This window comes from Mesorhizobium sp. LjNodule214 (genome assembly GCF_964252735.1).
Classification (GTDB): domain Bacteria; phylum Pseudomonadota; class Alphaproteobacteria; order Rhizobiales; family Rhizobiaceae; genus Mesorhizobium.
On record NZ_CAXUPE020000005.1, the window covers coordinates 180,889 to 204,924 of the forward strand.

Sequence of the window (24,036 nt, forward strand, 5' to 3'; positions counted from 1 at the left end):
TGCTTAGCCACTCGTACGCACGGTGCGTAGAGCAAGTCTACAATCGTGGAGGCGAGGTTTTGTATCTCGCCGGCGACGAACTGCTGGCCTACTGGGCGGCGGATGTCGGCGGACTTGAAAGCGCGGTCCGAGCGGCGACGGCCTGTGCCAAGGCAATCTGCGGCGGCCGGAACGAGCATTTAGAAAACGGAACAGCTGAAATCGCACCCGCACTGCATGTTGGAGTGGGCGCAGGGCCCCTCTGGGCGGCGGCTTTGGGCGGTCAGCCAGTCTGGACCCTCTTTGCAGGTGGCGATGCCGTCATGCAAGCCGCTCAATCCCAAGCCGTTGCACGCCGATGGGAATATGTACTTTCCGACAAGGCCAACTTGGCCCTTGCGCAGCCGTGTCAATCCCAACTCAGTGGGCCTGCGCCTGCGGCGGCCTCTCCGCCTCATGGATGGCTGGCGAAGTTCCTGCCTTTGCAGCTCAGAGACCTGTTGGCTGACGCCGACTTAAGCCTTGTTGCCAAGGACAGCGCCATCGCGATCCGTTCCGAAGAAAATCGTCGAACGACCGCCCGTTTAGACGCCCTCGCAGAGATCAGACCAATCACCGCCCTTTTCGCGCGAATTGCCGGACTCGACCACAATCAACCTCAGGCCCTTGCGCGGTATCAATTGCTATGCGCGGCCCTGCAGGAGGACCTGCGTTCGCGGGGTGCGCCGGCCGGCGAGTTGCTCTTTGACGACAAGGGTTTGATCTTCTTTGCAACGTTCGGATCGAGGGGCAGTTTTCACCGCGACGACCCTTGCCGTGCCGTCGATGCTGCCCGCGCGATCAGTCTGACGGCCCAACGCTTGGGTCTCTCGACCTCGGTGGGTGTGGCCACCGGCGATGCGCTTTTCAGTGTTGTTGGAAGTGCGCGTCGACGCCAGCTGACGGTGATCGGCGCGCCCGTGAATCGCGCTGCGCGGCTTATGACGGCGGCATCGGCTAATGTTCTCTGCGATGCACCGACAGAACGAGCCAGCCGGACGGCGTTTCGGTTCGAAGAGCGCGGCTCGTTGCAACTAGACGGCCTTGGGGACATGGCCACGGCATTTTGTCCCCTGGATCCGCGCGTCCCGGTCCAACCCCCAACTTCGCTAATCGGTCGGCGGAGCGAGCTGGAGCTCCTGAAACGCACGTTCGATGAGACCCGCCGTGGAGGCAGGCGATTGGTCGTTGTCTTGGGAGAGTCGGGGATTGGCAAGACCGCCTTGGTCAGAGCTTTCACGGACGAACTGCGGTTGACCTCAATCGAGGTTTTGGCAGCGCACGCCGAGCGCGACGATCGCCGGACGTCGCTACTGCCATGGCGGCGGGTCCTTGCGTCCCTTCTCGGCCTATCGTCTGACAGCGATGGATTTACTGTTCTTGAAGAGGTCACACACCGAGTCCAAGGCGACTTATCCCTCGTTGGGCGATTGCCGTTACTCGGCGACGTGTTGAGCATCGAAATTCCTCAAAACGACGGGACCCGGCACCTAGAGGGACCTCATCGCGCTGATGCCACCATGCGCCTTCTGGGTGATCTGATGGATTCGTTGGCACCTCGCCCGTTGGCATTGGTACTGGAGGACTGTCAGTGGCTGGATTCGGCGTCGTGGCGCCTCGTGGAGTGGATTCTCTCATCCTTGTCGTCGCTGCTTTTGGTCCTGTGCGTACGCTCGGACGAGGTTCCGGAGGAGTTAAAAAGCCTACGAAGGCGAGCCGAGGCCCCGAGGATGAATGCCTCGGGAACGGAAGCTGAAGACCCCGCCCGCTCCTGTCGCATCCTGGATCTTGAGGAGCTCAGCGAGGCGTCGATTTGCGAACTGGTCGCCCGCACACTGGGAGACGTGCCCCCACATGACGAACTGGCGCGCCGGGTATCAGCCTTAGCCGGTGGCAATCCGTTTTTCGCCGAAGAGATAGCGCTGACGTTGAAGAGCCAGGGGCTCATCGCCATACGCGATGGTTTCTGGTGTCCGATCCGCCCGCTCGAGAGCCTTCGATATTTCGAAGGTGTCGAACGGGTCATTCGGGAACGCGTTGATAAGTTGGAGACCGCAGTTCAGGACGTCCTCAAGGCTGCGGCCGTGGTCGGGCGTTCATTTACCGGCGAGGCCCTTTCGACGTTGCTCAAGGGCGCGCTGCATGGCGACGCTGTGGGTGCAGCCGTCGACTCGCTCGTAGCGGCGCACCTCGTGCGTCAGGGCACTGGATCAGGGAACTACGAGTTCCGTCACGATCAAATTCGAGACGTCGTGTATGGCTCAATTCCCGGTGAAGCGCGGCAGCGACTTCATGGAGCTTTGGCCGCCTGGATCGAGTCGAGTCAGTCGGCCGCCACGGGCGCGGATATCGCTGCCCTCGTTCAGCATTTTGAGGCTGCTGGAAACAATCTCAAGGCAGTCGGGTATGCCAATCTGGCCGCGACCAAGGCGCTGCAGGTCGGTGCATTTCGAGAGGCCGAGGCATTCCTGGGAATCTGCTTAAGTTACGAGTCGAAGCAGCCTTGGAGCGCTGAGCAAAGACTTCAGGCCGTGCGTTGGCGCAGGCAGCTCGGCGAGGCTCACTATAGCCGCGGCGACCTTCATGCTCAGGGCATTTCGGTGAGGCGCGCGCTCACCTTGGCGGGCGCGCCGGTTCCACGCTCCTCGACGGCCCTTTTGATGCGACTACTCGGGGGTGGAATGCGGCTCGCGTTTCAACAGATCTTCCCTCCTTCGCTTCGCTCAACTCAGGGTAGTGCGCTGGACTCCTGGGAGCGAGAACTAGCTCGCTGCCTGAACCAGGCGGCGGTCGTGGACTATTTCGAGCTTCGCTTTTCGCGAGCGTTCTCCCATACCGTTGCGGCTGTCACCCATGCAGAGCGCACCGGGCTCACCATAGAGATGGCGGTCGCGTCCGCCCAACTAGCATGCGGGCTGGGGATTCTGGGTCGGCGGCGTGCTTGCAACTACTTCATGGCAAGGGCAGAACGGGCCGTGATTGCGCTCGCCGATCCAGCGGTCCATTCTCACATCTGTAATCTCGATGCGCTCTGGCGCATCGGGCACTGCGATTGGCTGATGGTAGATCGTCGCCTGGATCAGTCCCAAGAGCTATGTCTAAAGGCGGGGGACCAGCTGAGTTGGTGCAATGCCCAGGCCATGCGCTTCTGGTCGATGTACTACCGGGGCGAATCGGGTGCGCTAGAGCACACCGCCCAAGCGTTGCTGTCGCGCGCACAGAACAGCGGAAACCTCCAACAAGAGATTTGGGCGCTCCGATGTAAGTCGTTGTGTGTGCTTCACACGGATAGCCCTCGTGAAGCGGTCGACATCCTCCGGCTGACCACGTCCGCTATGGTCGGGTCCGCCGATCTGGCCGACTTGGTTTCGGCCAAAGGCTCGCTCGCGCTAGCGCTCGCACGGGTTGGGCTCCATGCTGAGAGCGTCCGCGCTGTGGTCGAGACGCTACGCCTGCTGCGCGAGATGCGTCGACCGACTGTACACAGCACACTGCCCGGCATCACCGCTGTGTCCGAAGTGCTTTTACGCGGCCGGGAGGCAGGCCTCTCGCGCGAGTACGACCAGTGGCGCCACTGGGAGCGGCAAGCGCTGCACGAGCTCAAGCGCTACAGCCGCATGTTTCCCGTCGGCACGCCCCAGTATGGACTGTGGGTCGGCGTGGCCCATTGGCTGGACGGGCGCAATGACCGCGCCGTCTCTATTTGGCGGCAAGCACTCACGGCTGCTCAGCGCCTTTCGTTACGTCGCGATGAGTCAATGATTGCAGCCGAGATGAGGCACCGGCACACGATCTAAGATCAGTCCGCGGCTTTGGCCTCGAGGGCCTGAAGGATCGCCAGTTTTCTTGTGCGATGGGGCCATACCTGGGCAGCGTATAGTCTTTGTACAGGCAAGCTCGTCGCGGCATTGGCGAAAGTCTGCTTTGGGTCAGGCAGCGACGTCATTCTAGCCGTGCTGAATGACCGCCAGCGCATTTTCGAGACCAGAAGCTGCCCGTCCGGTTACGGCCCAAAAGCTGCCAGGCCGCAATGCGCCGCATATCCGACATTTATGGCTCCTTGGTCGTTTCCCGAAAGCAGACGGTCGGCTCAGGCGGGATGAATTCTGTCTTTGACCCAAAGGCGACGACAATAATGCTCAGCTGGATGTCCGCCTCCCCAGAAAGCAGACGACCAGGAGTCCTGGGTTCAAGGGCCTGCGAAGGGTATCAGCACGAGAATAACGAGCCGCGGCGGGTCAACTCAGTCCATGGTGTCAAGCTGCTTCAAGCCGCCACCACCCTTGGCTGGGAGCGCAGAACCGCTTGTCTCTTCACTGGGCGGCATTGCGCAACAAACGAACGCCCCTTTCAAACATTACCGTCACTCCGATGACGATCGCATCCAGCTCTCACTTGGTTCCGATTTGAGTAGGCGCTCCGCCAGCTTCTTCAACACCACCCGATCAACCTTATCGGTGGCGCTGAGGGGCATCTCATCGAGCAAGAAAACACACTCCGGTGCCTTATAGCCAACGCTGGCGCGAGCGAAATGGATAAGCTCCTCCGGGGTTGGCTGCGTGGCACCTGGCTTGAAAGTTACGAACGCGTGGACATTTTCGCCATGGACGAGGTCGGGGAGCCCAACAACTCCGGCCATTGCCACCGCGGGATGCCGCATCAGGGCTTCCTCGACATCCTGTGGACTGATGTTTGAGCCATCGTGCACGATGATCTGCTTTCGCCGCCCGCAGAACCAAAGGTATCCGTCCTCGTCTATCTTCATCACATCGCCGGTGTCCAGCCAGCCATCCCTGATGGTGGCACAAGTTGCATCTGCATCACCCCAATAGCCGACCATGTTGCATGGCGAATTGATCCAGAGACGCCCCTGAGCGCCGCGAGGCAGTTCATTGCCGTTGTCGTCCCGGATGGATATCTGGTAGCCGACAATCTGACGCCCGATCGAACCAGCTTTGTTGAGCCCGTCAGGAGGATTGATCGTCGCAACACCAATTTCAGACATGCCGTATAGCTCATTGACGGACAAGCCGCTGAGCGCGGTAACTTCGAGCGCCAGCTCGAGCGGGACTTTATCGCCGCCGGCACAGAGCAGTCTGAGTGACGAAAAGTCTTTGCGCCTGGCATTCTTCGCCCGAACCAACCCGAAGAGAACAGAGGGCAAAGCGATGAGGACGGTTGGCCGATGCTGGCGCAGCATAGACAGAAGCCCGGGCCCATCGAAGCTTCGCGGGACGACGACACGGGCGCCGGCTGCGAGTCCCATGAGAGCGTCCAGGAGCGCTCCGATGTGCGACATAGATCCGCTCAGCAGCACGATGTCGTCCGCTGCGGTCTGGCAGCCCTGTACGAAGCTGGCAATCATACAGCCCAGACTTTCGAAACTATGGGCTACGCCCTTTGGCGGGCCGGTACTGCCCGAGGTGAAAAAGATAGCTGCAGGATCAGCGGGCGCCGGCATTGGCGAACTTTCGGGTGGGATCGGACTCTCCAAGAGCACCGCGAAGCTCGAAAGGCGGTCGTGCTCGGAGCCGTAGTCGATGACCCCAAGTGGCAAGTCACGCGCCACGCTGGAAACTATGTCTTCCTGACGGTCGACATGGGCCAATATCGCCCGAGCACCGCTGGTCTTGAGCCCATGATCGAGCTCGGGAGGCGTGTATCGGTAGTTCAAGGGTACTGCCACGATCCCTGCTTTGAAGCAGCCCAGGTAGTGAATCATCAGCGCGGCACAATTGGGCATGAGCGATGCAATTCTATCGCCAGGCTTCAGCCCATGGGCCAGCAAGCCAGCGGAATAGTGTTTGCTGGCGCGGTCGAGTTCTTGCCAGCTCAAGCTGCCCTCGGGGCTGACCAGTGCCACATCATCTGGCTTGCGCTTTAGCCCAAGGTCGAGCAGACGTGGTATCCAAATTGGCTCGTCCTGCTTGGCTCCTGACTGAGGCACTTTCGTTCCCCCATGCTTGCCGCTGAATTGACGATGCCGACGAAGTAAATCTCACTTGCTGGTTGAAAGAAAGAAGGCGCAGCGAAGGTGTGTCCTTGCCGGACATTGCGCCACCAGTCGTCCCGAAGCGATCGAATGGCCAACCTTGGCGTGACGCACCGTCCCCGAATTGAAGCTCATGACCCGATGCTGCCTTTCCACGGAACGATCATAGAGGGACGGATCAGGTGGACAGCAGATCTTCGGATCAAAGGTCTCCGGTGACCGTGCTGCGCCGTCAGCGAACAATCGCGGTCTAGCGATGGCGAGCAGCCTTCGAGAGCAACCCCGCATAAACAGCGCAGCACAAGAGCTGCCCGCGCTTCGCGAGGAAACGGAATAGAGCGCTGTCTCGGAGGATGGCGGCAAGCGGTCGCGGGTGGCCTCTATGGGCCTCTCGACAACAATGTTCGATGTCGCGTCACGTCGGCCTTGGATCAACTGGTTGCAGACGGCCCCGCGCGGTCCAGTCGCGACATGCAGGCGATAGCATTGCCTCGGCTTTCGCATCGTATAGAGCGAGATCCTCGTCGGCGACCACGCGCCGCCACCGCTCATTGCTGCCCTTGAAGAAGAACCGCTGACTGCCGTCCTTGAAGATTGTAGCGACGTTTTCCATCAGCGTGTCTCCGACCCGACGCATGGCTTCGAAGCCGGCGGCTTCGATGAGCACGGGCCATAGATCTGGGGTGATGGCGATACCGAGAAAGTCTGCGACTCGGTGCATCTCGCCCGAGAGATCGGCCTTCAGGTCGTTGTAGTGGACCAGCAGGACGTTTGGACGATCCCGTGCTTCCCACCAGCTTCGCTCACAGTGAAAATAAGACATACTGGGCGAGCCCTCTTCGTGACCGGGAACTTCTCCTCGCGTGATCCACTGATGGAAGAATCGCCCCGGATCGGGATCGATGTGAGGATAGGGACGGCCGATGGTATCATCCTCAAGCCCGACCCTGTTCAGGCCCTCGAGCATTTTTCCAGTGAAGCCCGTCGCGTGATTGTGGAATGACATACAGGCGTCGCGGCCATCGCGAGCGACGTGAATGTATTTGACCTCATCATAGAACGGCAGCCCATCGAGCGGCATGTGCGATTTCAGGAAACGGCGGTGCTCCTGCGCCTCGATCTGAGCGATGACCGCCTCGATCGGCTGAGGAATTCGTCGATCGATCCAGGCTGAAATCCGCATGATCGGCTTGGCCTCCGGAGATTGGAACACAAGCAACCCGACGATCTGCTGCATCCAGGTTGTTCCGCACTTCGGGTAGGTCGCGATGACGATGTCGTCGGGACGCGGTCGAAAATGTTGCCACCGTCTACTGTCGAATATCCAAGTCCGATATTCACGGCGCGCGGATACGGTCAGCATGACTTTGATCCCTCCAGGAGAACCGCAGCTTGGCTACTAGAAATCACTCAAGTAATTAGAAAGAACTCCGTCAGACATCAGTATATGCCAGATAACCTCGCGCATCCACGGTTCATCGGCCAAGGCCACGCGGACCTATTCACTATAGTGGAGAGCCGAGACGGGAAAAATTCACCAGCCACGACGCCTCCGGAATCCGTCGGGTCGCGAATGTCCGCAAAGCGTCACCATCACCTGGTTGGCAATCTCTGTGGAACGTCTGCAACGGGGTCGATACGCGACAGTCCTGATGGCGATCCGTAGGTCCGGAGATGGCGCTAGTTGCCCGTTCCGGCGGCCAGCTCAAACGGCTAACCTGACCCGACGCGGACATAGGTCAGTTCACGACCGAATGGCGGCTAAGCGCCTCATGTCGGCCGTTGAGGTGCTCTTCGCTGTTGCCCGAAAGCAGATGAGGTGGATGGCTCCCGCTCCCGGCATCACAGTGCCACAGTGGGTTTGCTGTCAGGCAACCCGAGCCAAGGAGCCATCCGCCATGCAGATTACCACCGTGGGCCTTGATCTGGCCAAGCGCATTTTTCAAGTTCACGCCGTCGACGCGTCTGGAGACGTTGTCGTTCGCAAGGCACTGCGCCGATCGCAAGTTCTGCCGTTCTTCACCAAGTTGCCGCCCTCACTGATCGGCATGGAGGCGTGCGGCACATCGCATCATTGGGCTCGAGAGTTGACGGAGCTCGGCCATGAAGTCCGCCTGATGCCACCGTCCTACGTGAAGCCCTATGTGAAGCGCGGAAAGAATGATGCGGTGGACGCGGAAGCGATTTGCGAAGCGGTGACACGCCCGACCATGCGTTTTCGTCGTGATGAAGTCAGCCGAGCAGCAAGCGGCCCTATCGCTTCACCGCGCCCGTAATCTTCTGGTCAAGCAGCGTACGCAACTGGTGAATATGATCCGCGGCCTGTTGGCCGAGTTCGGCATCGATATTCCCGAAGGTTTGGAGCGGGCGCTTAGGCTGGCGCGCCAGATAGCCGCGAAGAAATCCACATTGGACGTACCGGCAATGGCACTGCAGATTCTGTGTCTCCTGTGCGAGCAGGTGCTCGACACCCATGCCCGGCTCCAGACCATTGACCGGTCGATCCTTGCCCAGCAAAGAACGAATGAAGTGGCACGGCGTCTATCGACCATACCTGGCATTGGCCCGATCGGTGCCACTGCGTTGGCGGCCTCGGTTGCTGATCCGAGTCGGTTCCGCTCGGGTCGAGAGTTTGCCGCCTGGCTCGGGCTGACACCTTCGCAAAACTCGAGCGGCGGAAAGGACCGTCTCGGGCACATCACCAAGATGGGCGACCGGTACCTGAGAAAGCTCCTTGTGATCGGCGCGACCTCTCTGATCCGACGGGCAAGGCATAAGCCCGAGGCTGCGGATCCGCGCCTCCTCGCGTTGCTCGCCAGGAAGCCAGCGCGCGTGGCGAGCGTAGCCATGGCAAACAAGATGGCCCGCGTGGTGTGGGCTATCATGGCGCGCGGCGAAACCTATCAAGCGCGTCATGCTCCGAACCTTGCAGCGTAAGTTGCGCAGAAGATGAGACACTGAAGCAGAAATCAGATCGAGCCGATCAATCGGCTCCATGAGGTTGTAAGAGCGACGCGATGTGATGGCGAGACCGGTCAGGTCGGGAACAGGGATAACCCATGCGATGTCGGAGGCATCATAGCCTGCAAAGCAGATTGGGACCTTGTTCGCCGACCCCATCAGGGCCAGCAGCTTCGAACGGCTGCATGAACAGGCCGGACAGAAGACTGCACCCGACCAATGCGCCAGAACAACGAATTACCTCTTGCAATACGGGAGCCATCCACAGAAGACGTTGCCGGCGACCACGGTGGAGGTCGTGGTTGCGCCATATCCGGAAATTCCTCGTCGCGGCGAGCAAGGGCTGGAGTCGATGCTTCCCGGCGATCCTTTGGCGGGCCCTGACCCATTCAGAAATCGCGGTTTGATGGACATCGCTACTGCTCACCAGTACAATCTCGGCTACTGCACTCTCTGGGACAATCGCGCCCTATGGCCGAAGAACGTGCCCAGCGCCGCCTCGCCGCCATCCTTGCCGCAGATGTGGTCGGCTACGGCCGACTCATGGAACAGGACGAGGCCGGCACGCTCGCGTCTCTGAGGGAACGTCGCAAGAGCATACTGGTACCGTTGGTCGCGGAACATCACGGCCGGATCGTCAAGTTGATGGGCGATGGCGTGCTCGTCGAGTTCGCCAGCGCGGTGAACGCGGTCGCCTGCGCAGTCGAATTGCAGAAGCGGATGGCGCTCGCAAACGAGGGGGTCGCCGAGGACCGCTGCGTCGTTCACCGGCAAGCTTGGAAAACTCACGATCAAGCTCGGGGCGAACAGTTGACCCTAGCAGGTTCCATCCCCGGGTGGTTTAGCCAGCGCATGTGGAACCTGCCGGTCAACGACAGCAGGGTTGCATGCCAAACAGACTTGGAATTCTGAGCACAGTGCAACTGACCACCTTGTAGTCACTCCGGAGTCGGCACAAGGCTCCGCCCTTCGCCACGCCTACTACCATCAGGCCGACCAGCGGTCGCCAGCAAGCGGCGCCCATTGTGACGCTCAACGGAGGAATATTCAAATGAAGACGAAACCGATAGGACTCGGTGGAGCAGCGGTGTACACCACGACCCTGACCCTCCTACTCGCATTGGGAGCGCCTAGCGCCGCGCGGGCCGACGAGACGCACGCCAAGAGCCTGCTGAAAGCCATGTCAGATTACCTCGTAGCGCAGCAGATGATTTCGTTCGGCTACGATACGAACCTGGAAGTCGTCACCAAGGACCAGCAGAAGATTCTATTTGCGAGTTCGGGCACCGCCGCCCTCAGCCGACCCGACAAGATTCGCGCCACCCGCGACGGCGGCTTTGCCAGCGTCGAGATGATCTTCGACGGAAAGACGCTGACTCTGCTGGGTAAGGATGCCAGATTGTCGTCGTACACGACGTTCGTATCTTCACCAGGCGCGGCCTCGATTGGACTTCGAAGTACCGCGACCTGGTTGACGCTGCCAAAGGCCTGAATGTGCAGAACGCCATTGTAGACGGCGAAATTATTGTGCTGAACGACGACGGTCGCATTCAGGTCAGCCAAGCGCTCCCGGGCGATGCCAAAGCCATCTTCCACTTGGTCGACCAGGCCGGGCTTGAGGGGATGGTGTCGAAGCAGCAAGGGCAGCAAATATCGCAGCGGTCCGTCGACCAACTGGCTAAAGGGCAAATGCTACTCGATCGATGAATACGAGCTGCTAGGCGTCGAGCGAGCCCGGCAAGCCGGCCTTTGCCCTGATGGCAGAGTGCCACACCGGCCGCTATGTCGGGAGCGCGTTCATCAACGCCAACCGTGAAGTGCGGGAGCGATTGTGGAACGCGTCCAGACGCATGTAGGGCCACCGCCGAAGGGCATGAGCAGGCCGGCGACGAGATATGGGTCAAGCCGGGGCTGATCGGCCGCGTCAAGCATCTGCGCGGCGAGGACGATTTGCGGCACGCTTCCCTGCAGGATTTTCGAGATGAAAGTTGATCCCGTCCCAGTCACAGAGGCGGCGCCTAGCTGACCCGGCCGTGTCCCAGAAAGGGGAATTATGAATGGCCGGTGCAGTCGGGCGCTCGTTGCTAGATCTATCGCACCGCACCGGCCATATTGCGGGATTGGAATGAAGCCAAGCCCCCCGCGCTGATTAAACTACAGACATATTAGGAACCACTCAATTAAGACTGAGTGCCCTGGTCGACCGGGCCTAAAGAGCGGATCATGACTGCTGCACGGCCCCGTCCGTTCTTGATAAAGCTGCGTCCAGCGCACTCTTTGCGCAAAGGAACGGGGGGCGGCCCGGCGGCCGGGCGGGGGGCTGGGGTTCGACCGCCGAACCTAACCGGTGAAGGGGTAGGTTCGCCGGCTATCATATTATAGGCCTTTGTATGCGCCTTCGCTAATATAGTAAAATGGACATGTTCCGAGCCGACCATGCCCAAAAGACCCTCGCCGACAGTTGGCCGCCCGCGAAACCGTCTATGTCAATTGCGGGCATCCGATGTGCTGCAAATCGACAAAGCTCGATCTCCAAGCGCTGATCGATAGGCTCGGCCCCGCCTGAACGGCGCCGGCCAAGCGGGAATCAGGCCCGCCTCGGCGCTATGCATAGACGAGTCTTGACGTGACGTCATGACGCGAATTGGAAACGATTTATGCGTTCTAGCGTGACGAAGCACTGATAAACGCAAAACCGGCTTCGGCGGCGTATGCAACAAAAAAGCGGGCTCTCGCCCGCTTCCCTTCGTTACCGAGACTCTGGCAGAAGGTTACGAGCGTTTTCATGAGGTAGATCCTCCAAAGTGGTTGTGCGCAATCGCGAAGCTCGAATTCGGCTGGAACTGCCAAGTGCACCGCATCAGCGGTCGCAACGGAGCGAAGCGCAGAGGAGAACCCTTTAGGGTTGCGCGCCGGGGCAGGGCCTGCCGTATCGTGCGCAGCATAAAAATTGCGAGCTGCCACTTTGGAGCTGCCGGATAACGCGCCTTCGTAGCCCCGGCCGCCTATCAGCATCATCAATCGGCAAATCGCCAACCGGCCGCAGGCCGCCTTCTCGCTGGAGTGGTCCAGGACCTGGCTACGGCGTTCGACTTGCCGACAATGACGACAGGCTGAAGTGACCCCGCATCGTGAAACGGAGCGGCGGCCGTGGTCGGGGAGGGGAGTGCGAGGGGAGGGGCGTAGGGGCGCCCCTCGCTCCGGTCCTGGCCCGCTCGATGCGGGTAAGGACCGGAGGCCTGACAAGAAAATCAGTCCGGCTATTTGCGAACGATGCCGCGCAATCGACGCTGCGCCGCCGTCTCTTTGATCACGCCAGCAATCTTGCGGACAAATGCGGGACTGAACGCGCCGATCGGCGTCGTTGTCACCAGATCATAGGCTTCATCGACCTGCACCCGGTTATATTCGTCCAGGATCAGCCATGACGGATAGTCGAGGCCGCCGCGGCGGCATTCGATTTCGCTGATGGCGAGATGCGGGCGCGACCGGTCGGGTTTTTGCGAAGTCAGCGGAAAGAGAAACAAGGCTGCGGGCGTTGCTGGCGTCCGGACAACGATGCAAACCGGCCGCGCTTTGCGTCCGGATTCCTCGCCGGCGTCTGCTTCCCGCGCCCATAGGTAATAATATCGGAGCAGATCGCCGGCTTTAAGCATCGGGCGTGTCGCCGGAAATTATTGCATCCAGTCCAGTCATGAGTTCATTGTGGACTTCATCTGGTGCGTCCTCGAGCGTATAGGCGACCGAATGCGGCTGGCCGACGAGCTGGTGGTACTGAGCAGCGGACAGGATGACGAGCTTTTCCTTGCCGCGCTTGGTCAGGGCCACCGGCTCGATCAATGCCGCTTCGAGGATTTCGCCTGAGACGCGATTCATGTCCGAGAATGTGAATTGCTTCATCGCCGTACTTCCTTTTGAAGTACCTATAGTAGGTAATTCACGTAAGAAAAGCAAGAATGGTGGCGCGCGAGCGCCACCATTCTTATCAGGATCGATCCGCTCGAAAGAGCGGCATTGTCCGTTCATTGCTGAGTGCGGCGCGGTTGGTCTGGAACGTGTAGCCGTCCCAATCCTTCCACGCCTCCCAGCCTTGCGCGGTGGCGCGTCCGTACCAGACACGCACCTTCACCGCGTTTTCGGCCAGCGTCTCGACGATCGAGACGGTGAAGCTCCCGCCAAGCTGAGACGGCGTGTCGTATACGGTGACATGGCGGCGGACAGGACGCCCGAAAGGGGCCGCACTCATGCGGCATCTTCGGCGCTGATCGCCTTCATCACCCGTTCGGCGGCCCATCTCCCCGCCTCGTTCAAGTGCCGCTGCCACGCGCCTTGCGACGGCGACCAGCGGAAGCCATTGGCCTTGAGCGCCCGCCGCGTCGCCTCGTCGGGCTTGCCGGGAAAAATCATCTGAATGCGCGCCATGTCGGCATTTTCCTTGATCTCGACGGCTCCGGCCTGTGTCTCGACCTCTAAGCTTTGCGTTCCGCGCTCATGCATCCGAGTCAGAGATTTCAGACGCACTTGTAGACGACGGATTTCTGCACGGTTGCCCGCCGTGTCGAATCCGCGTTTCCATTGCCAGTCGGCCAGCACGACGCCGCGTGCCGCCACTTCTGCCGAAAGGCCGGTCCGGGCGACGATCGCCGCAACCATGTCTGCGTCGTCGGCGTCGTCTTTTCCCATGCGCCTGATAATGGAGTTCGCGGCCTTCATCTTGTCGATCGACAAGGCCAGGTCCTCGATCTTCGCCATGATCCGTTGCAACGCGGATGGATCGCCCGAGCGGATCGGATCGTCATCGGCGCCGTGGGGAAAGGCTTTCCGCTTCACCGCTTTCCGGGCCGCTGCTGAATGTGCGGCAAGATCGGCGCGGCGGGCATCGGAAATCTTCATCCGCTTTTCGTTGCGGGCAACGGGAAAGCGGGCCGGTCCAATGATAAACCAGTTCATGCAGCGGCCTTCCGCCGTCCAATAGCGCCGCGTCAACTCGGGATAAGGAGCACCGACCGAAGATGACCTGGCCCTACGGGTTTTTGTCAGATGCCTCGCTGGTCCAGCTCCGCTGTGATAGCCGGGGAAAAGGTAGTTGGCCTCTACTGGGGCTCGCGTTACAACCCCGGCAACCCGATCCAGCACGGTATCGCCAGCAGCGCCGTCGAGATTCTGTTGGAACCGTCAGGCGTCCACGGGCGGTGCCGTCTCTTTCATCACGTCGAAGCGGATCGTGCGCGCGGGCGGATTGCGCAGCGCCCGCCTCTGGCGCTGAATCCAGAGCACCGGCCGGCCCGCAATGTCCCGCGCCAACTGCCACCGGCGCTCCAACTCGATGCCGCCCTGCGCCATCGCAGAGGCTGCAATCTTGTGGACGCTGCTGGGTGGATCGCCCTTGAGAACCTCGGCATCGGGATGCGGCATGGGCCGAGGCACCTGCAGCGAGTAGTCGGCAAGGCCCCACTGCACGTAGGCAGGAGCGTCCTGTGCGCTCCAGTCGAGCAGGTAAGGGTGCCACCGGCTTTCCATGCCTGTCGCCGGCGCATAGGCATATTCACGCGGCCCCTGCAGATTGGTGAGCGGCACCGTCGCGGGATGGGCCGGATGCGCATCGTCCGGGTCGGTCGGGCCGCGCACAACCTCGCGGCGGTCAACGATGCGTTCGAGCGCCCAGAGGGCGTTGGAATGCTCGTCCACCCCGAACTGCACGCGTTCGAGTGGTTGGCTTTCCAGCGGCGACTCGGCCACCGGCCACAAGACCAGCGTCTCGTCGTGCAACCCGTCGCACTTGAAGATGCTGAAGTCCTCCGGGGCACGCAGCCCTTCGTGGTCATCGCTTGAGTAAGTCCGCCCAAAGGAGTCGGTAACGCTGAGCGTTCGTAGCGTCACCAGCTGCCCAACGCGCCCCGATACCGGAAATACGAACCAGTCGTCGCCATGCGAGTAGACCAGATCGACCAGCAGCATCGTGGCAAAGTGCGCGGCGTCCGGCGGATAGCCGCCGATATCCACGTTGGCATCCTCGATTTCCCAGAAGCGGCTGTGCGGCGCCCCAGGGTATTCCAATGGGACAGGAATCCTCGGCTTGAGCGGCACCGGGTCCGGTTCGCCCAGCGCTTCGCGGGCATCGGCGTCGGCCGAGTACCAGTCCATGGGGCCGCCGTGGTGGTCGATGACGCCCAGCGGGCGCTCTTCCGACTCGAACATCGCGTTATAGTTCAGCTTCGCTGGACTCCACGCCAGAGGACTATCAACCGGCGGGCGATCCTCCCCAAAGTCACTCTCCATGATCGCCAGGTTGGCTCGAGCCAGCCAGATCGCTCGACCGTCCAGGTACCCCCGGAAACGATCATAAGGGGGCGGTGGGTCGGCGAACTCGAACTCCAGTCGACCGGCGATCGCCGGAGTTGCGGCAAATCGTTGCCCGGCCCGTATCCGCCGGCCCATGGACCACCAGTCGTCCAACTCGGACTCGACAAGAGCTTCGGCGGGGACAACAGCCGGATCGAAGGCTGGATTGCGCTTCCACAAGGAAGTCCTCGGTGAGGAGGATGGTGTCGAGAGGGGACAGACCGAGGTCGGACAAGGATACCGTGGTCGATCCACCGTCTTCGGACAGCAGTCTCCAGACCCACTGATCCACTTCGCCAACTCTGCCCTGGATGAAACCGGCCAACGACGCATCGACAAGCTCGATGGGGGCTGTTTCCGCACCCGCCTCCCAGTGCGGAAACACGGCAAGGACGCTCGTCCCCAGGCGGTAACCCGACGGCGGCGTCCGTGCAAAATCCATCGATGGGGGACGGCCGAATCCCGCTGCCGCGTCCATCGCGTCGGCCGCAAGATCGGCATGGCCGGTGACCACCTGGTGCACGCCCTCGGCCACGAGCAGATCACTGTACGCTTCGAGCGCCCCCTTCACCGCCTCAAGCTGCTCAAGCTGCGTCTGGCTCCGATCCGGATCATCGTCGAGCACGCCCGGGATTGTGTTCGCCAGAAGTGCATCGAGCGCGTCCAGCCCATGGCAGGTATCACGTCCGTTCGGGGCGGCATCGCGCAGTGGCTTTGCCTTGCGTAGTGTGCGCACGCGGTCTGGCCGCCCTACGATGCCCTCCACCCGGCGTCCGAGAATCGCTGCAACAATATCGAAGGCAAAACCTGAGGAACGAAGTCGGCGAAAAACGGTGCTTCCAAAAAGGTCTAGAATTGCACTGCTGCGGATCCGGACATCCCAACTTCCTTCATAATCGCGCGCAATTCGGCTGGAGGCGCAAGGCAGAAAGTTCGAAAAGCTTCCAAGAACCCCAGCCAAATCTCAGATTTCGAAGTTTGGCGCTCGCGTTTTCCTCAATGCGCGCGGCCGCTGCAGCCGCTTCCACAAGGATGTCAAACGGTTGCCGGAAGACCAGCGCGCTCGACGGCAGAAACGTGGATAAAGCGTCCTGACCTCCATTGTCGACGGGCTGCCGCATCTGACCAAACGCCGAATTCGCGCCGAACACTGGGGGGCGATTCTCAAGTGGTCTCATTTGATGGTCGAAAACTCAAAACGATCAAAACGGAAAACTGCCGTATACTCGTGGCCCCGCCCCGGCTTCCCGGCAGGATTGCGGAAGATCGCGCCGCAGGTTGTCTGAACTTTCGGAATAGCGTCGCACAGGAAGTTCTCCTGCACCCAACTGGTTCCTTTATCTATCCATGCGCCTCCCTCGCGCAGGTCACGACCGAGGATGAGCGACCTGATCTCCGAACCGGTAAGCCGGTCCTTCGCATCCAAATCGAGCTGTTCTGGCAACTCCGGCACACCGGCCTTGTCCAGGCCGTCCAGCAGGCGCCCGATGTCAGCCGGGTTCTTGAACACAAAATACCTCTGTGGCCAGAGCTGCCACTAGGGAAGCCGTGTCGCACTTTGCCAGTGCTATTGACTGCAGCAGGAGACTTGGCGATGTGTTCGGCGGCGCCGAACGGATGACACGTCTCCACCTTGCGATGGCCAATGCCTTGATGCAGGCTGAAGGGTATCGTTCTGAGCGCCTTGGGAAGACGCTTGAAGATGCACGTCTTGCCGCCGCGAACACTGCATTGGTCGAATTGCAATGTGACGTAGCGCTTTCACTCGCTCCATTTTTTTATGCCACTGGGCGCAATCACGATTACCTGACCCTGGCCGAAGAGCAGCTCGCAAACTGTGCCGATCTCCTTCCAACGGCCTATCTGAGTGGTCTTTGGGCAACCAAGGGATTGGTCATTTCAACCGGGGAGAACAACCGCAGGCAGCGGAGACTTTGCGGAATGCCTTGGATCTGATTGATCGTGTTGACCCAAGTCGTCGCATTTTGTTCGCCGGTGCGGATCAACGTGTCTCTACCCAGGACTATCTTAGTGGTTCGCTGATCATTTTGGGCTTCATCGATGCTGCAGTCGAAGAGAACGAGCGCTTGGTTCGAAATGTTGACCAAGTCGACAAGCCCTTCGACTTAGCCTGGCATCTTCTCGCTCAGTGCGATTTGTGTGCGCTAGTCGGTCAATACGAGGAACTCCTTGAGAACGCTACGAAGATCGTCGAGATTTGCGAACGGCATGGCTACACGGCGCGTCGAAGTAGCGCCATTAGGTGGCGTGGCCATGCCCGCTCGCATCTAGGTGAACTGGATGCCGGCATCGATGACGTCCGGGAGAGTATGGTTCTTTGGCGTGGGCAGGGCGTCGTATTTCATACCCCTGAGAAAACATGCGAACTTTGTGATCTTCTCCTGCGGGCCGGTCGCATCGAAGACGCATCGCAAATGCTTGATGATGTCGATACCCTCGTTTTCGATACGGACGAGGCGAGCTACCTAGCAGAATGTATTCGCCTTCGTGGCCAAATCGCCGCGGGCCGAGGTGACCTGACGGGTGCCGCGCACCTATTCGAAACAGCAATTGCCACTGCCCGTCGGCAGCAAGCGAGACTCTTCGAGCTTCGCGCCGCAACGCAACTAGCACCAGTTCTGGCACGTCAAGGTCGTGTCCATGAGGCCGCGACGCGTCTGCAAGCGGTGGTCCACACATTTAACACTAGGTAGACCTCGTCGCGGCACAAAGGGCGCTGGACGCCCTGAGCGTTGAGGTCGCACCATCTGCGTCGGTTCCGACAACGTAGTTTGCGTCGATTTGATGCAAGCTTGGCTCATTGCGCACCCGAGACGCGCGTTCGTTCGTTTGGACTGGAATGCAACGGAATGGTTCGCTGTCTGCGCCATCATTACGGACGCCGCTAAGGCGGCCATCGCTAGGATTAAGTCCGCGAATTCCGACCCTATGTGATCGGGACCGCTCGCCGCCACAGTTATCCGATTGGGTAGTTGCGTATGCTCGATCGGCCGGCTGACAGTCAAATCGTCGACTTGAGCGGCGCGGCAAAGCCGAGAGCGGTTTTCACCAGCTTCGCGCAAGCCCGGTTGAGGCCTTCGATCGAGGGCGTGGGCGAAGCCCGACGGATATCGACTATCCGCCGGGCGAGCCGCCCTTCAGTGGTGATGGGCGGAAACGCTCTTGACGTATTCGGAAACAAGTTCCCTCGGCGCCGACTGACCGACGTCGCCGACGCTGAGGATGCCGACCATCCGCATACTCTTGTTGATCACCGGCAACCTGCGGATTTTCAGTTCCTCCATGTGCCGCATGGCCTTGGCCAGATCGTCGTCTTCGCGGCAGCAGTGAATGCCAGTCGTCATGACATCGCGCGCCGTCGCGGTGCGGCTGTCGAAACCATCCTCCGCCAGTCCTTTGCAGACAATGTCGCGGTCTGTCACCATTCCGATCAGCCGGTCGTTCTCTCCGATGGGAATCGAACCGATATCCTCGGCTCGCATCAATTTCGCCAGTTCAGTGACAGCGGTTTCGGGGCTGACCCAGTCGACACCCTTGTGCATTGCGTCTTTGACTTTCATGGCGGACCTCCCTTTCTGAGGTTGGTGCATGTCCCTCAGTCTCATATTACCGCGGACTGGATTTTCTGGAAACATGAGAAGGCGCGACGACACTGAACCGGTGGGAGCATCGACGAGTAGGTTGAGTGCGTACCGATCGCCTTTCTCTTCGAACGGTCCAGCCGCGATTTTCTTCGGCGCCCACCGACTCCATGCTTCCGGTTAGCTCACATTCGACACTGCCAGTGACCGGCCCGAGCGGTGCGGACGCGGCGTTGGTTCAGCGCCATGGCGATGTTTCGAACGCTTGTGACACCGGATCGCCTGATGGACGGGATAGCCGGCCGAATGGCTTCGGCGAAGCGGCAGGTTCACGGATGGAGACGGCGCGCCCACGTGCAGCCGCGTTGTCTACGCACAGTCTGGCGCTCAGGTGTTAGAGGATGGCACATGGTCAAGTCATTCTCCGAAGAACCCAGAGCGACCGGCCGGCATGAGCGATCCCGGATAACAGTCGAAGGCGAGGATCATCTTTGAGCCGCTCAGCCTCGACCACATCAAGAAGCAGGACCTGCTGATCGGTCTCGTTGGCGTTCGGCGTAATCCACCAGCGCCCATCCTCGCAGCAAAGCCCGGCCTCCGGATGCTCCTGGAGGTATTCAATCGCATACTCGAATAGGTCGCGCCTGACCGCGCCGCCTGCCGCTTCATAGGCTGACAAGCCACCGATGAAGGCAACACGCTTGTCCGTGGCACTCACCATATCCTCGGTGAGCGCACGTCTGATGCAATGCGCGCTTTTGTTCCAATCCGGCAAGGCTTCCCACACCACCACCTGGCGTTCGTGGTCGTCGCTGATGGTGAAAGCCGACAACTGTTCGTAGTTCATTTTGCCGTCTCGATGCATCTCCAACAGCACAGGGGACACGCGCCCGAGCGCCAACCGCTTGCGCACGACAGTTTCGGTCGTGCCGAAATAGGCGGCGACATCGGCCACGCTTTTCCCCTCCCCAACTAGGGTGTTGTAAGCGTTGTAGGCATCCACAGGATGCATTTCCTCGCGCGCGATGTTTTCGGCAAGGCTAATGCGGGTAGCATCTTCGGCGGAACGCTCCTTGCACTCGATAGGGTGATCCTTCGGAATCTCGCCCAACTCCGCCAACAGATTAAGCGCCGCACGACGCCGACCACCAGCGGTGACGAAATAACGGCCTTTCTTGTCACCCTTCCTGACGACAATGTTCTGAATGAGCTTGTAACCCTCGGTCCGGATGCTCGCGGTCAGCGCCGCAACGCCTCCCTTGCTGTAGGTCTTGCGCACGTTCTTGGGGTCTGCGTCCAGCTTGTTCAACGGGACATAAAACGTCTCGGTATCAGTCATGATGCTTCTCCTGTTTTCCCTTTTCCCGCGAAGCGGTTTCCTACCCGAAGGGGTAGAAGCCCCGCTCCTGCTCCCGAGCTCGTGCGGAACAGCGGGGGAGAGGGGGAGAGGGGGCAAGGGAACAAATCGGAGGGGACTCCCCACCTTTTGCAAGGCTGATTTTCACCCAGCCACCACTCTCGTCCACGCCGGCCTTGAGGTCGGGGTGCGGCGCAGCACTGCGCTGCAGCCCTGCCTCGCGGCGAGCAGCGGGTGTGCAAGCGGAGTGGGCGCCTTCGCGGGGAACCGGCTGCAGGGAGCGAAGCGACCGAAGCTGGGCGGAAGGCGCTCCGAAGCGCGCCGAGGGCAGAGCCCTAAGCCTCTCGATGCTTCAACTCAAAGGACAGTCTTCCATCTTTCTCGGACCTTCGCCGACGGTCGCCGGTCGAGAAGTTGTGACCCTTTCGAGACCTTCCGGAGCCGAATTCTCTTCTGGGAAGCCGACATTGGCCGGAACCAGCATTCGTGACCCCGACCGGACCTTCCGGGACCTATTTCCTTCCAGAAACCGGACATTGGGTCCAACCAGCGCTCGTGACCCGAAGCGGCCCTTCCTGGACCGAATTTCCTTCCCGGAAGCCGACGTTCACCAGAACCACCAGTCCTGACCCCAAACCGGTCCTTGCTGGGCCGATTTGGCGGCTCGTAAGCGGACGTTGCCCGGAACCAGCGACTTTGCACCGTTCCTGCCGTTCCAATTGAAATCAGCTACGGCGCTAGGTGACCCGGCTCCAGTCATTCCCAAAGCCGTCGGCTTCTTCAAGCCGCCGATCAGCGGCATGGAAGTGGCATGTTACTCAGCCCGCTTGGGCGCGGTGAACGTCCATAGGGGGCGATGCTGACGTCGCGACTTTGCCAAGCTGGAAGACCTCCGTCGCCTCGCCGCGGCCGCGCAGCCGATGCTTGCCCGCCGGGATCCTTTCGAACCTTTCGTCGAGCCGCGACGCGGTCTCGCCGGAAATGGCGATTGCGGCGGTGGCGCCCGGTTCGAGCTGCTTGCCGAGGTCCTGCAGCCGCTGGCTGACGTTCACGGTGTCGCCGACGATCGTATAGTTGACGCGGTCGGATGCGCCGATATTGCCGACGATGACGGAGCCCGTGTGGATGCCGATGCGGACATGAAGCGGAGGCCGGCCTTCGCCAGCCGCTTCCAGATTGTCCTTGTCCAGCTCCTCGCGGATGGCCGCGGCTGCGCGGACGGCCGCGGCCGCATGGCCCTTCAGACGATCCGGCGCGCCGAAGAACGCCAGCATGCCGTCGCCGAGGAACTTGTCGACAGTACCGCCATGTGCATCGACCGCGCCGCACAGGATCGCGAAGTGGTGGTTCAGCAGCCTTGCCGCGGCGGCGGCGTCCATCTGCTCCGACAGCGTGGTGAAGCCGGCAATGTCGGTGAACATGACGGTGACGACCGCTTCGCGCGGTTCGGCGATGCCGATCTCTCCGGTGCGCACCAGCTTGGCCACCAGCGAGCGCGGAATATAGGTCGAGAATGCACGCAGACCGATCAGCATGGCATTGAAGGCCGAAGCCTGGTTGTCCAACTCCAGCACCCTGCTGCGCGGCAGGGGGGTCACGCCGTCGAGATCGAAATCGGCGACGCGCGTGGCCTGGCCGGCAATCGCCTGGATCGGGCGCGACAGGCGCTTGCCGAGAAGAATCGCGACGATGACCGCCACCGCCATCGCGCCAAGTCCAAGCATGGCCGATCCCATGACGCGCTCGATTTCGTCACCGATCTGACTGGTCTTGAAATATGCGCCGAGCGTCCAGGGCCGGTCGCCATAGGCGGTGATCTCACGGGTAATAGCGACGTAAGTGTTCTCTCCGTCCCATGACGTCGAACCGTCCTTGTCGTCAACCTGGATTTCGGCAACCTCGATATCGCGGGTACGCTGCGTGCTGAACTCCGCTTCCGGTTTGCGCGCCTTATATCCGGCGAGAACCGGATCGCCGAAATCGGCGAGCGGCGTCAGCGGCAGGATGCCGTTCTTCAGCGCATCCGGGGAAGCCAGCCGCTGGTCCGCCAGGATGGATCCGTCGCCATCCAGAATGAAGGCATGTGTGCCGAAGCGCGACGACAGTTCCTGCGTGATTTTGGACAAGTTCTGCAGTTCCACCGCGGCGATCACCCAGGCCTTCGTGGCGCCATCGCGTGACAGCGGCGCCGAGACGTTGGCGAACAAGCCATATTCGTTGGCCACGAAGGCGCCCCACCGGCGTCCGTCGACCTGCTGGCGCTCCTCAAGAACGGCGCGCACTTGCGGCGATTTCTCGGTCTCGGCGGGGAGTTTCCGGATCGTTCCGGCAGGATATTTGGCGTCGTTGTCCCCGGTCACCGCCGCCCCCCTGCAAATCAGGTCGGGTGTGCAGATCAACATTGCGTTCACCCCCGGCACTGCCGCCAGCGCACTGGCAAGTGCCGCCGACATCGCCTCGTCGTCGATCTGGAACTCGCCCTGCTTGTAGAGCTGCGCGACGCCGTCCACGGCGCTCTCGGCGCGCCCCATCTCGGCGCGCAGCAAATCCTCCATCGCATCGATCAGGAGCGTCGACTGGGCGCCGAGCAGGTCGAAAGTGTTGCGAAAGTTGGCGCCGACCGACAATGCGAGCACGCCGCCGACCGACAGGAACACGAGGCTGCCGAAACTCATCGCCATGATGACTGCAATGGGGATGCGACGCCGCTTCTTTTCGGGGCGGACCAGACGCACTGGTTGTGCGGACGTGCTCATGCAGCCAATGTCATAATGCACCACCGCATTGCAAGCCCGGTGACGGCTTTAAGGCAGTTCAATAATCTCAAGCGCGACTTCGCCGGGTTCTCGGCCATCCTCAGGCCCGCCTCCGATTGCCTCGCAGATTTTTTCAGTTACCGCATCTATCATTTCCTGTGTGGGTTCAGTACCGGCCTGTCGGCTCGAATCATAGGACATATTCCCATACTTTCTCAAGTATATAATTAGGATTATATTCCTCCGTTGCGGCGACCCCTCGGAGATCGCCATGCCCCAAAAGACCCTCGCCGACACCTTGGCCGCTCGCGAAACCCTCTATGTCAATTGCGGGCATCCGAAGTGCTGCAAGTCGACAAAGCTGGATATCCAGGCGCTGATCGACAGGCTCGGGCCGGATCACGGCTCTAGCTGCCGTTTGTTCCAACCTTTCACGCCAGGCGAGCTTCTCAAGCCCCTCTTTGGGGATACCTGAGAAGCCATAAATGGCTCCTGCAAACTGGCCAGCGACGGCAGCCGTTGCATCAGCATCGTCACCCAAGTTGGCCGCCAGCAATACCGCCGAACGAAAACTGGTCGTCCGGTTTACCGCCCAGATAGCCGCTTGGAGGGATTTTGCCACATAACCTGAGCCATCGATCTCGTCACGATGCCGACCGCGGAGGCCGTCGTTGACCTGCTGTGCAATCGGTCCAGTCAGCAGGTTGGTCAGGGATTGGCCCTGAATTGCGCTGGCCACTAATCTGGCAATTATTTTCCAAGCATGGATAGTGTCCGGCGATCCGTGGGTTGTCCGGGTCTGCAGTGCCGCTGCGCTCCGAAAGACGGGCATTGCGGCGCGAAGCAGCCATGACTTCTTTGGGCCGGCAGCGGACTGGCGGCCTTTAGCGTCACGTAGCAATTAGCGGACCTTCAAGCCGATAGGGCCAAGTCTTAGATTGGCCCGAACCGGTCATTCAAACCCGGTCCTAGACAGGCTCTCTTCCCTGGTGGATCATGCGTGGGTAG

18 protein-coding genes and 2 pseudogenes are annotated in these 24,036 nt (G+C 60.7%); 8 read left to right on the top strand and 12 right to left on the bottom strand.

The features are described 5' to 3' along the window. Positions 1-59 precede the first annotated feature (59 nt). Positions 60-3,815 carry an ATP-binding protein gene (locus ACSQ3Z_RS34535; protein ID WP_436175603.1) on the top strand — a complete coding sequence of 1,252 codons (3,756 nt, stop codon included), beginning with the start codon at positions 60-62 and terminating at the stop codon, positions 3,813-3,815. A gap of 566 nt (positions 3,816-4,381) precedes the next feature. On the opposite strand, the gene ACSQ3Z_RS34540 is transcribed toward ACSQ3Z_RS34535, so the two are convergent. Both ACSQ3Z_RS34540 and ACSQ3Z_RS34545 read right to left on the bottom strand, forming a co-directional pair. After that, complete coding sequence (locus ACSQ3Z_RS34540; protein ID WP_436175604.1) at positions 4,382-5,965, bottom strand: class I adenylate-forming enzyme family protein; 1,584 nt, start codon at positions 5,963-5,965, stop codon at positions 4,382-4,384. Between the two features lie 460 nt (positions 5,966-6,425). After that, a complete protein-coding gene (locus tag ACSQ3Z_RS34545) occupies positions 6,426-7,373 on the bottom strand; it encodes a sulfotransferase domain-containing protein (protein WP_436175605.1) in 948 nt (315 codons plus the stop codon). A 535-nt stretch (positions 7,374-7,908) separates the two neighbouring features. On the opposite strand from ACSQ3Z_RS34545, the pseudogene ACSQ3Z_RS34550 reads away from it, so the two are divergent. The 4 genes and pseudogenes from ACSQ3Z_RS34550 to ACSQ3Z_RS34565 all read left to right on the top strand — a co-directional run bounded on the left by ACSQ3Z_RS34550 (position 7,909) and on the right by ACSQ3Z_RS34565 (position 10,678). After that, positions 7,909-8,947: pseudogene (locus ACSQ3Z_RS34550) on the top strand (IS110 family transposase). Between the two features lie 495 nt (positions 8,948-9,442). After that, positions 9,443-9,883, top strand: coding sequence for an adenylate/guanylate cyclase domain-containing protein (locus ACSQ3Z_RS34555; protein WP_436175606.1), 441 nt, complete (start codon positions 9,443-9,445; stop codon positions 9,881-9,883). A gap of 139 nt (positions 9,884-10,022) precedes the next feature. Further along, positions 10,023-10,373 (top strand): annotated as a pseudogene (locus ACSQ3Z_RS34560) (DUF2092 domain-containing protein); the annotation flags it as partial. A 92-nt stretch (positions 10,374-10,465) separates the two neighbouring features. Further along, positions 10,466-10,678 carry a hypothetical protein gene (locus tag ACSQ3Z_RS34565; protein WP_436175607.1) on the top strand — a complete coding sequence of 71 codons (213 nt, stop codon included), beginning with the start codon at positions 10,466-10,468 and terminating at the stop codon, positions 10,676-10,678. Positions 10,679-12,231: 1,553 nt separating this feature from the next. Here ACSQ3Z_RS34565 and ACSQ3Z_RS34570 read toward each other — a convergent pair. From ACSQ3Z_RS34570 to ACSQ3Z_RS34590, 5 genes are all read right to left on the bottom strand, one after another. Next, positions 12,232-12,627, bottom strand: a complete 396-nt coding sequence (locus ACSQ3Z_RS34570) for a hypothetical protein (protein WP_023802398.1) — start codon at positions 12,625-12,627, stop codon at positions 12,232-12,234. Further along, positions 12,620-12,871, bottom strand: coding sequence for a type II toxin-antitoxin system prevent-host-death family antitoxin (locus ACSQ3Z_RS34575; RefSeq protein ID WP_436175608.1), 252 nt, complete (start codon positions 12,869-12,871; stop codon positions 12,620-12,622). The genes ACSQ3Z_RS34570 and ACSQ3Z_RS34575 overlap by 8 nt, the downstream gene beginning before the upstream one ends. A gap of 85 nt (positions 12,872-12,956) precedes the next feature. Further along, a complete protein-coding gene (locus ACSQ3Z_RS34580; protein WP_436175609.1) occupies positions 12,957-13,217 on the bottom strand; it encodes a hypothetical protein in 261 nt (86 codons plus the stop codon). After that, the gene (locus ACSQ3Z_RS34585) at positions 13,214-13,864 is read right to left on the bottom strand and encodes a hypothetical protein (RefSeq protein WP_436175610.1); all 651 of its coding nucleotides are present in this window, start codon (positions 13,862-13,864) and stop codon (positions 13,214-13,216) included. The genes ACSQ3Z_RS34580 and ACSQ3Z_RS34585 overlap by 4 nt, the downstream gene beginning before the upstream one ends. A gap of 282 nt (positions 13,865-14,146) precedes the next feature. Further along, positions 14,147-15,493, bottom strand: coding sequence for a hypothetical protein (locus tag ACSQ3Z_RS34590; protein WP_436175611.1), 1,347 nt, complete (start codon positions 15,491-15,493; stop codon positions 14,147-14,149). On the opposite strand from ACSQ3Z_RS34590, the gene ACSQ3Z_RS34595 reads away from it, so the two are divergent. Continuing rightward, positions 15,480-16,040 carry a hypothetical protein gene (locus tag ACSQ3Z_RS34595; RefSeq protein WP_436175612.1) on the top strand — a complete coding sequence of 187 codons (561 nt, stop codon included), beginning with the start codon at positions 15,480-15,482 and terminating at the stop codon, positions 16,038-16,040. The two genes, ACSQ3Z_RS34590 and ACSQ3Z_RS34595, sit on opposite strands and share 14 nt — an antisense overlap. A 447-nt stretch (positions 16,041-16,487) precedes the next feature. Here ACSQ3Z_RS34595 and ACSQ3Z_RS34600 read toward each other — a convergent pair whose 3' ends face one another. Continuing rightward, positions 16,488-16,823: a hypothetical protein gene (locus ACSQ3Z_RS34600; protein ID WP_436175613.1), complete on the bottom strand. Its 336-nt coding sequence runs from the start codon at positions 16,821-16,823 to the stop codon at positions 16,488-16,490. A gap of 86 nt (positions 16,824-16,909) precedes the next feature. Between ACSQ3Z_RS34600 and ACSQ3Z_RS34605 the strand changes: the two genes are divergently transcribed. Beyond that, positions 16,910-17,269 (top strand): hypothetical protein, encoded by a 360-nt coding sequence (locus ACSQ3Z_RS34605; protein WP_436175614.1) that lies wholly within the window; start codon positions 16,910-16,912, stop codon positions 17,267-17,269. After that, positions 17,260-18,027 carry a hypothetical protein gene (locus ACSQ3Z_RS34610; protein WP_436175615.1) on the top strand — a complete coding sequence of 256 codons (768 nt, stop codon included), beginning with the start codon at positions 17,260-17,262 and terminating at the stop codon, positions 18,025-18,027. Before ACSQ3Z_RS34605 ends, ACSQ3Z_RS34610 begins: the two co-directional genes overlap by 10 nt. 444 nt (positions 18,028-18,471) lie before the next feature. Here the strand turns inward: ACSQ3Z_RS34610 and ACSQ3Z_RS34615 are convergent, their stop codons facing one another. The 4 genes from ACSQ3Z_RS34615 to ACSQ3Z_RS34630 all read right to left on the bottom strand — a co-directional run bounded on the left by ACSQ3Z_RS34615 (position 18,472) and on the right by ACSQ3Z_RS34630 (position 23,860). Continuing rightward, a complete protein-coding gene (locus tag ACSQ3Z_RS34615) occupies positions 18,472-18,894 on the bottom strand; it encodes a CBS domain-containing protein (protein WP_125007292.1) in 423 nt (140 codons plus the stop codon). A gap of 433 nt (positions 18,895-19,327) precedes the next feature. Continuing rightward, positions 19,328-20,254: a ParB/RepB/Spo0J family partition protein gene (locus tag ACSQ3Z_RS34620; RefSeq protein WP_436175616.1), complete on the bottom strand. Its 927-nt coding sequence runs from the start codon at positions 20,252-20,254 to the stop codon at positions 19,328-19,330. Positions 20,255-21,090: 836 nt separating this feature from the next. Next, positions 21,091-23,028, bottom strand: a complete 1,938-nt coding sequence (locus tag ACSQ3Z_RS34625) for an adenylate/guanylate cyclase domain-containing protein (RefSeq protein ID WP_436175617.1) — start codon at positions 23,026-23,028, stop codon at positions 21,091-21,093. A 190-nt stretch (positions 23,029-23,218) separates the two neighbouring features. After that, complete coding sequence (locus ACSQ3Z_RS34630; protein WP_436175618.1) at positions 23,219-23,860, bottom strand: ADP-ribosylglycohydrolase family protein; 642 nt, start codon at positions 23,858-23,860, stop codon at positions 23,219-23,221. Positions 23,861-24,036 lie beyond the last annotated feature (176 nt).

Excerpts from the sequence above, each read along its gene's own strand:
- ACSQ3Z_RS34545 (WP_436175605.1), bottom strand. The coding sequence starts at position 7,373 with ATGCTGACCGTATCCGCGCGCCGTGAATATCGGACTTGGATATTCGAC.
- ACSQ3Z_RS34555 (WP_436175606.1), top strand. The coding sequence starts at position 9,443 with ATGGCCGAAGAACGTGCCCAGCGCCGCCTCGCCGCCATCCTTGCCGCA.
- ACSQ3Z_RS34570 (WP_023802398.1), bottom strand. The coding sequence starts at position 12,627 with ATGCTTAAAGCCGGCGATCTGCTCCGATATTATTACCTATGGGCGCGG.
- ACSQ3Z_RS34575 (WP_436175608.1), bottom strand. The coding sequence starts at position 12,871 with ATGAAGCAATTCACATTCTCGGACATGAATCGCGTCTCAGGCGAAATC.
- ACSQ3Z_RS34580 (WP_436175609.1), bottom strand. The coding sequence starts at position 13,217 with ATGAGTGCGGCCCCTTTCGGGCGTCCTGTCCGCCGCCATGTCACCGTA.
- ACSQ3Z_RS34585 (WP_436175610.1), bottom strand. The coding sequence starts at position 13,864 with ATGAAGATTTCCGATGCCCGCCGCGCCGATCTTGCCGCACATTCAGCA.
- ACSQ3Z_RS34615 (WP_125007292.1), bottom strand. The coding sequence starts at position 18,894 with ATGAAAGTCAAAGACGCAATGCACAAGGGTGTCGACTGGGTCAGCCCC.
- ACSQ3Z_RS34620 (WP_436175616.1), bottom strand. The coding sequence starts at position 20,254 with ATGACTGATACCGAGACGTTTTATGTCCCGTTGAACAAGCTGGACGCA.
- ACSQ3Z_RS34625 (WP_436175617.1), bottom strand. The coding sequence starts at position 23,028 with ATGAGCACGTCCGCACAACCAGTGCGTCTGGTCCGCCCCGAAAAGAAG.
- ACSQ3Z_RS34630 (WP_436175618.1), bottom strand. The coding sequence starts at position 23,860 with ATGCCCGTCTTTCGGAGCGCAGCGGCACTGCAGACCCGGACAACCCAC.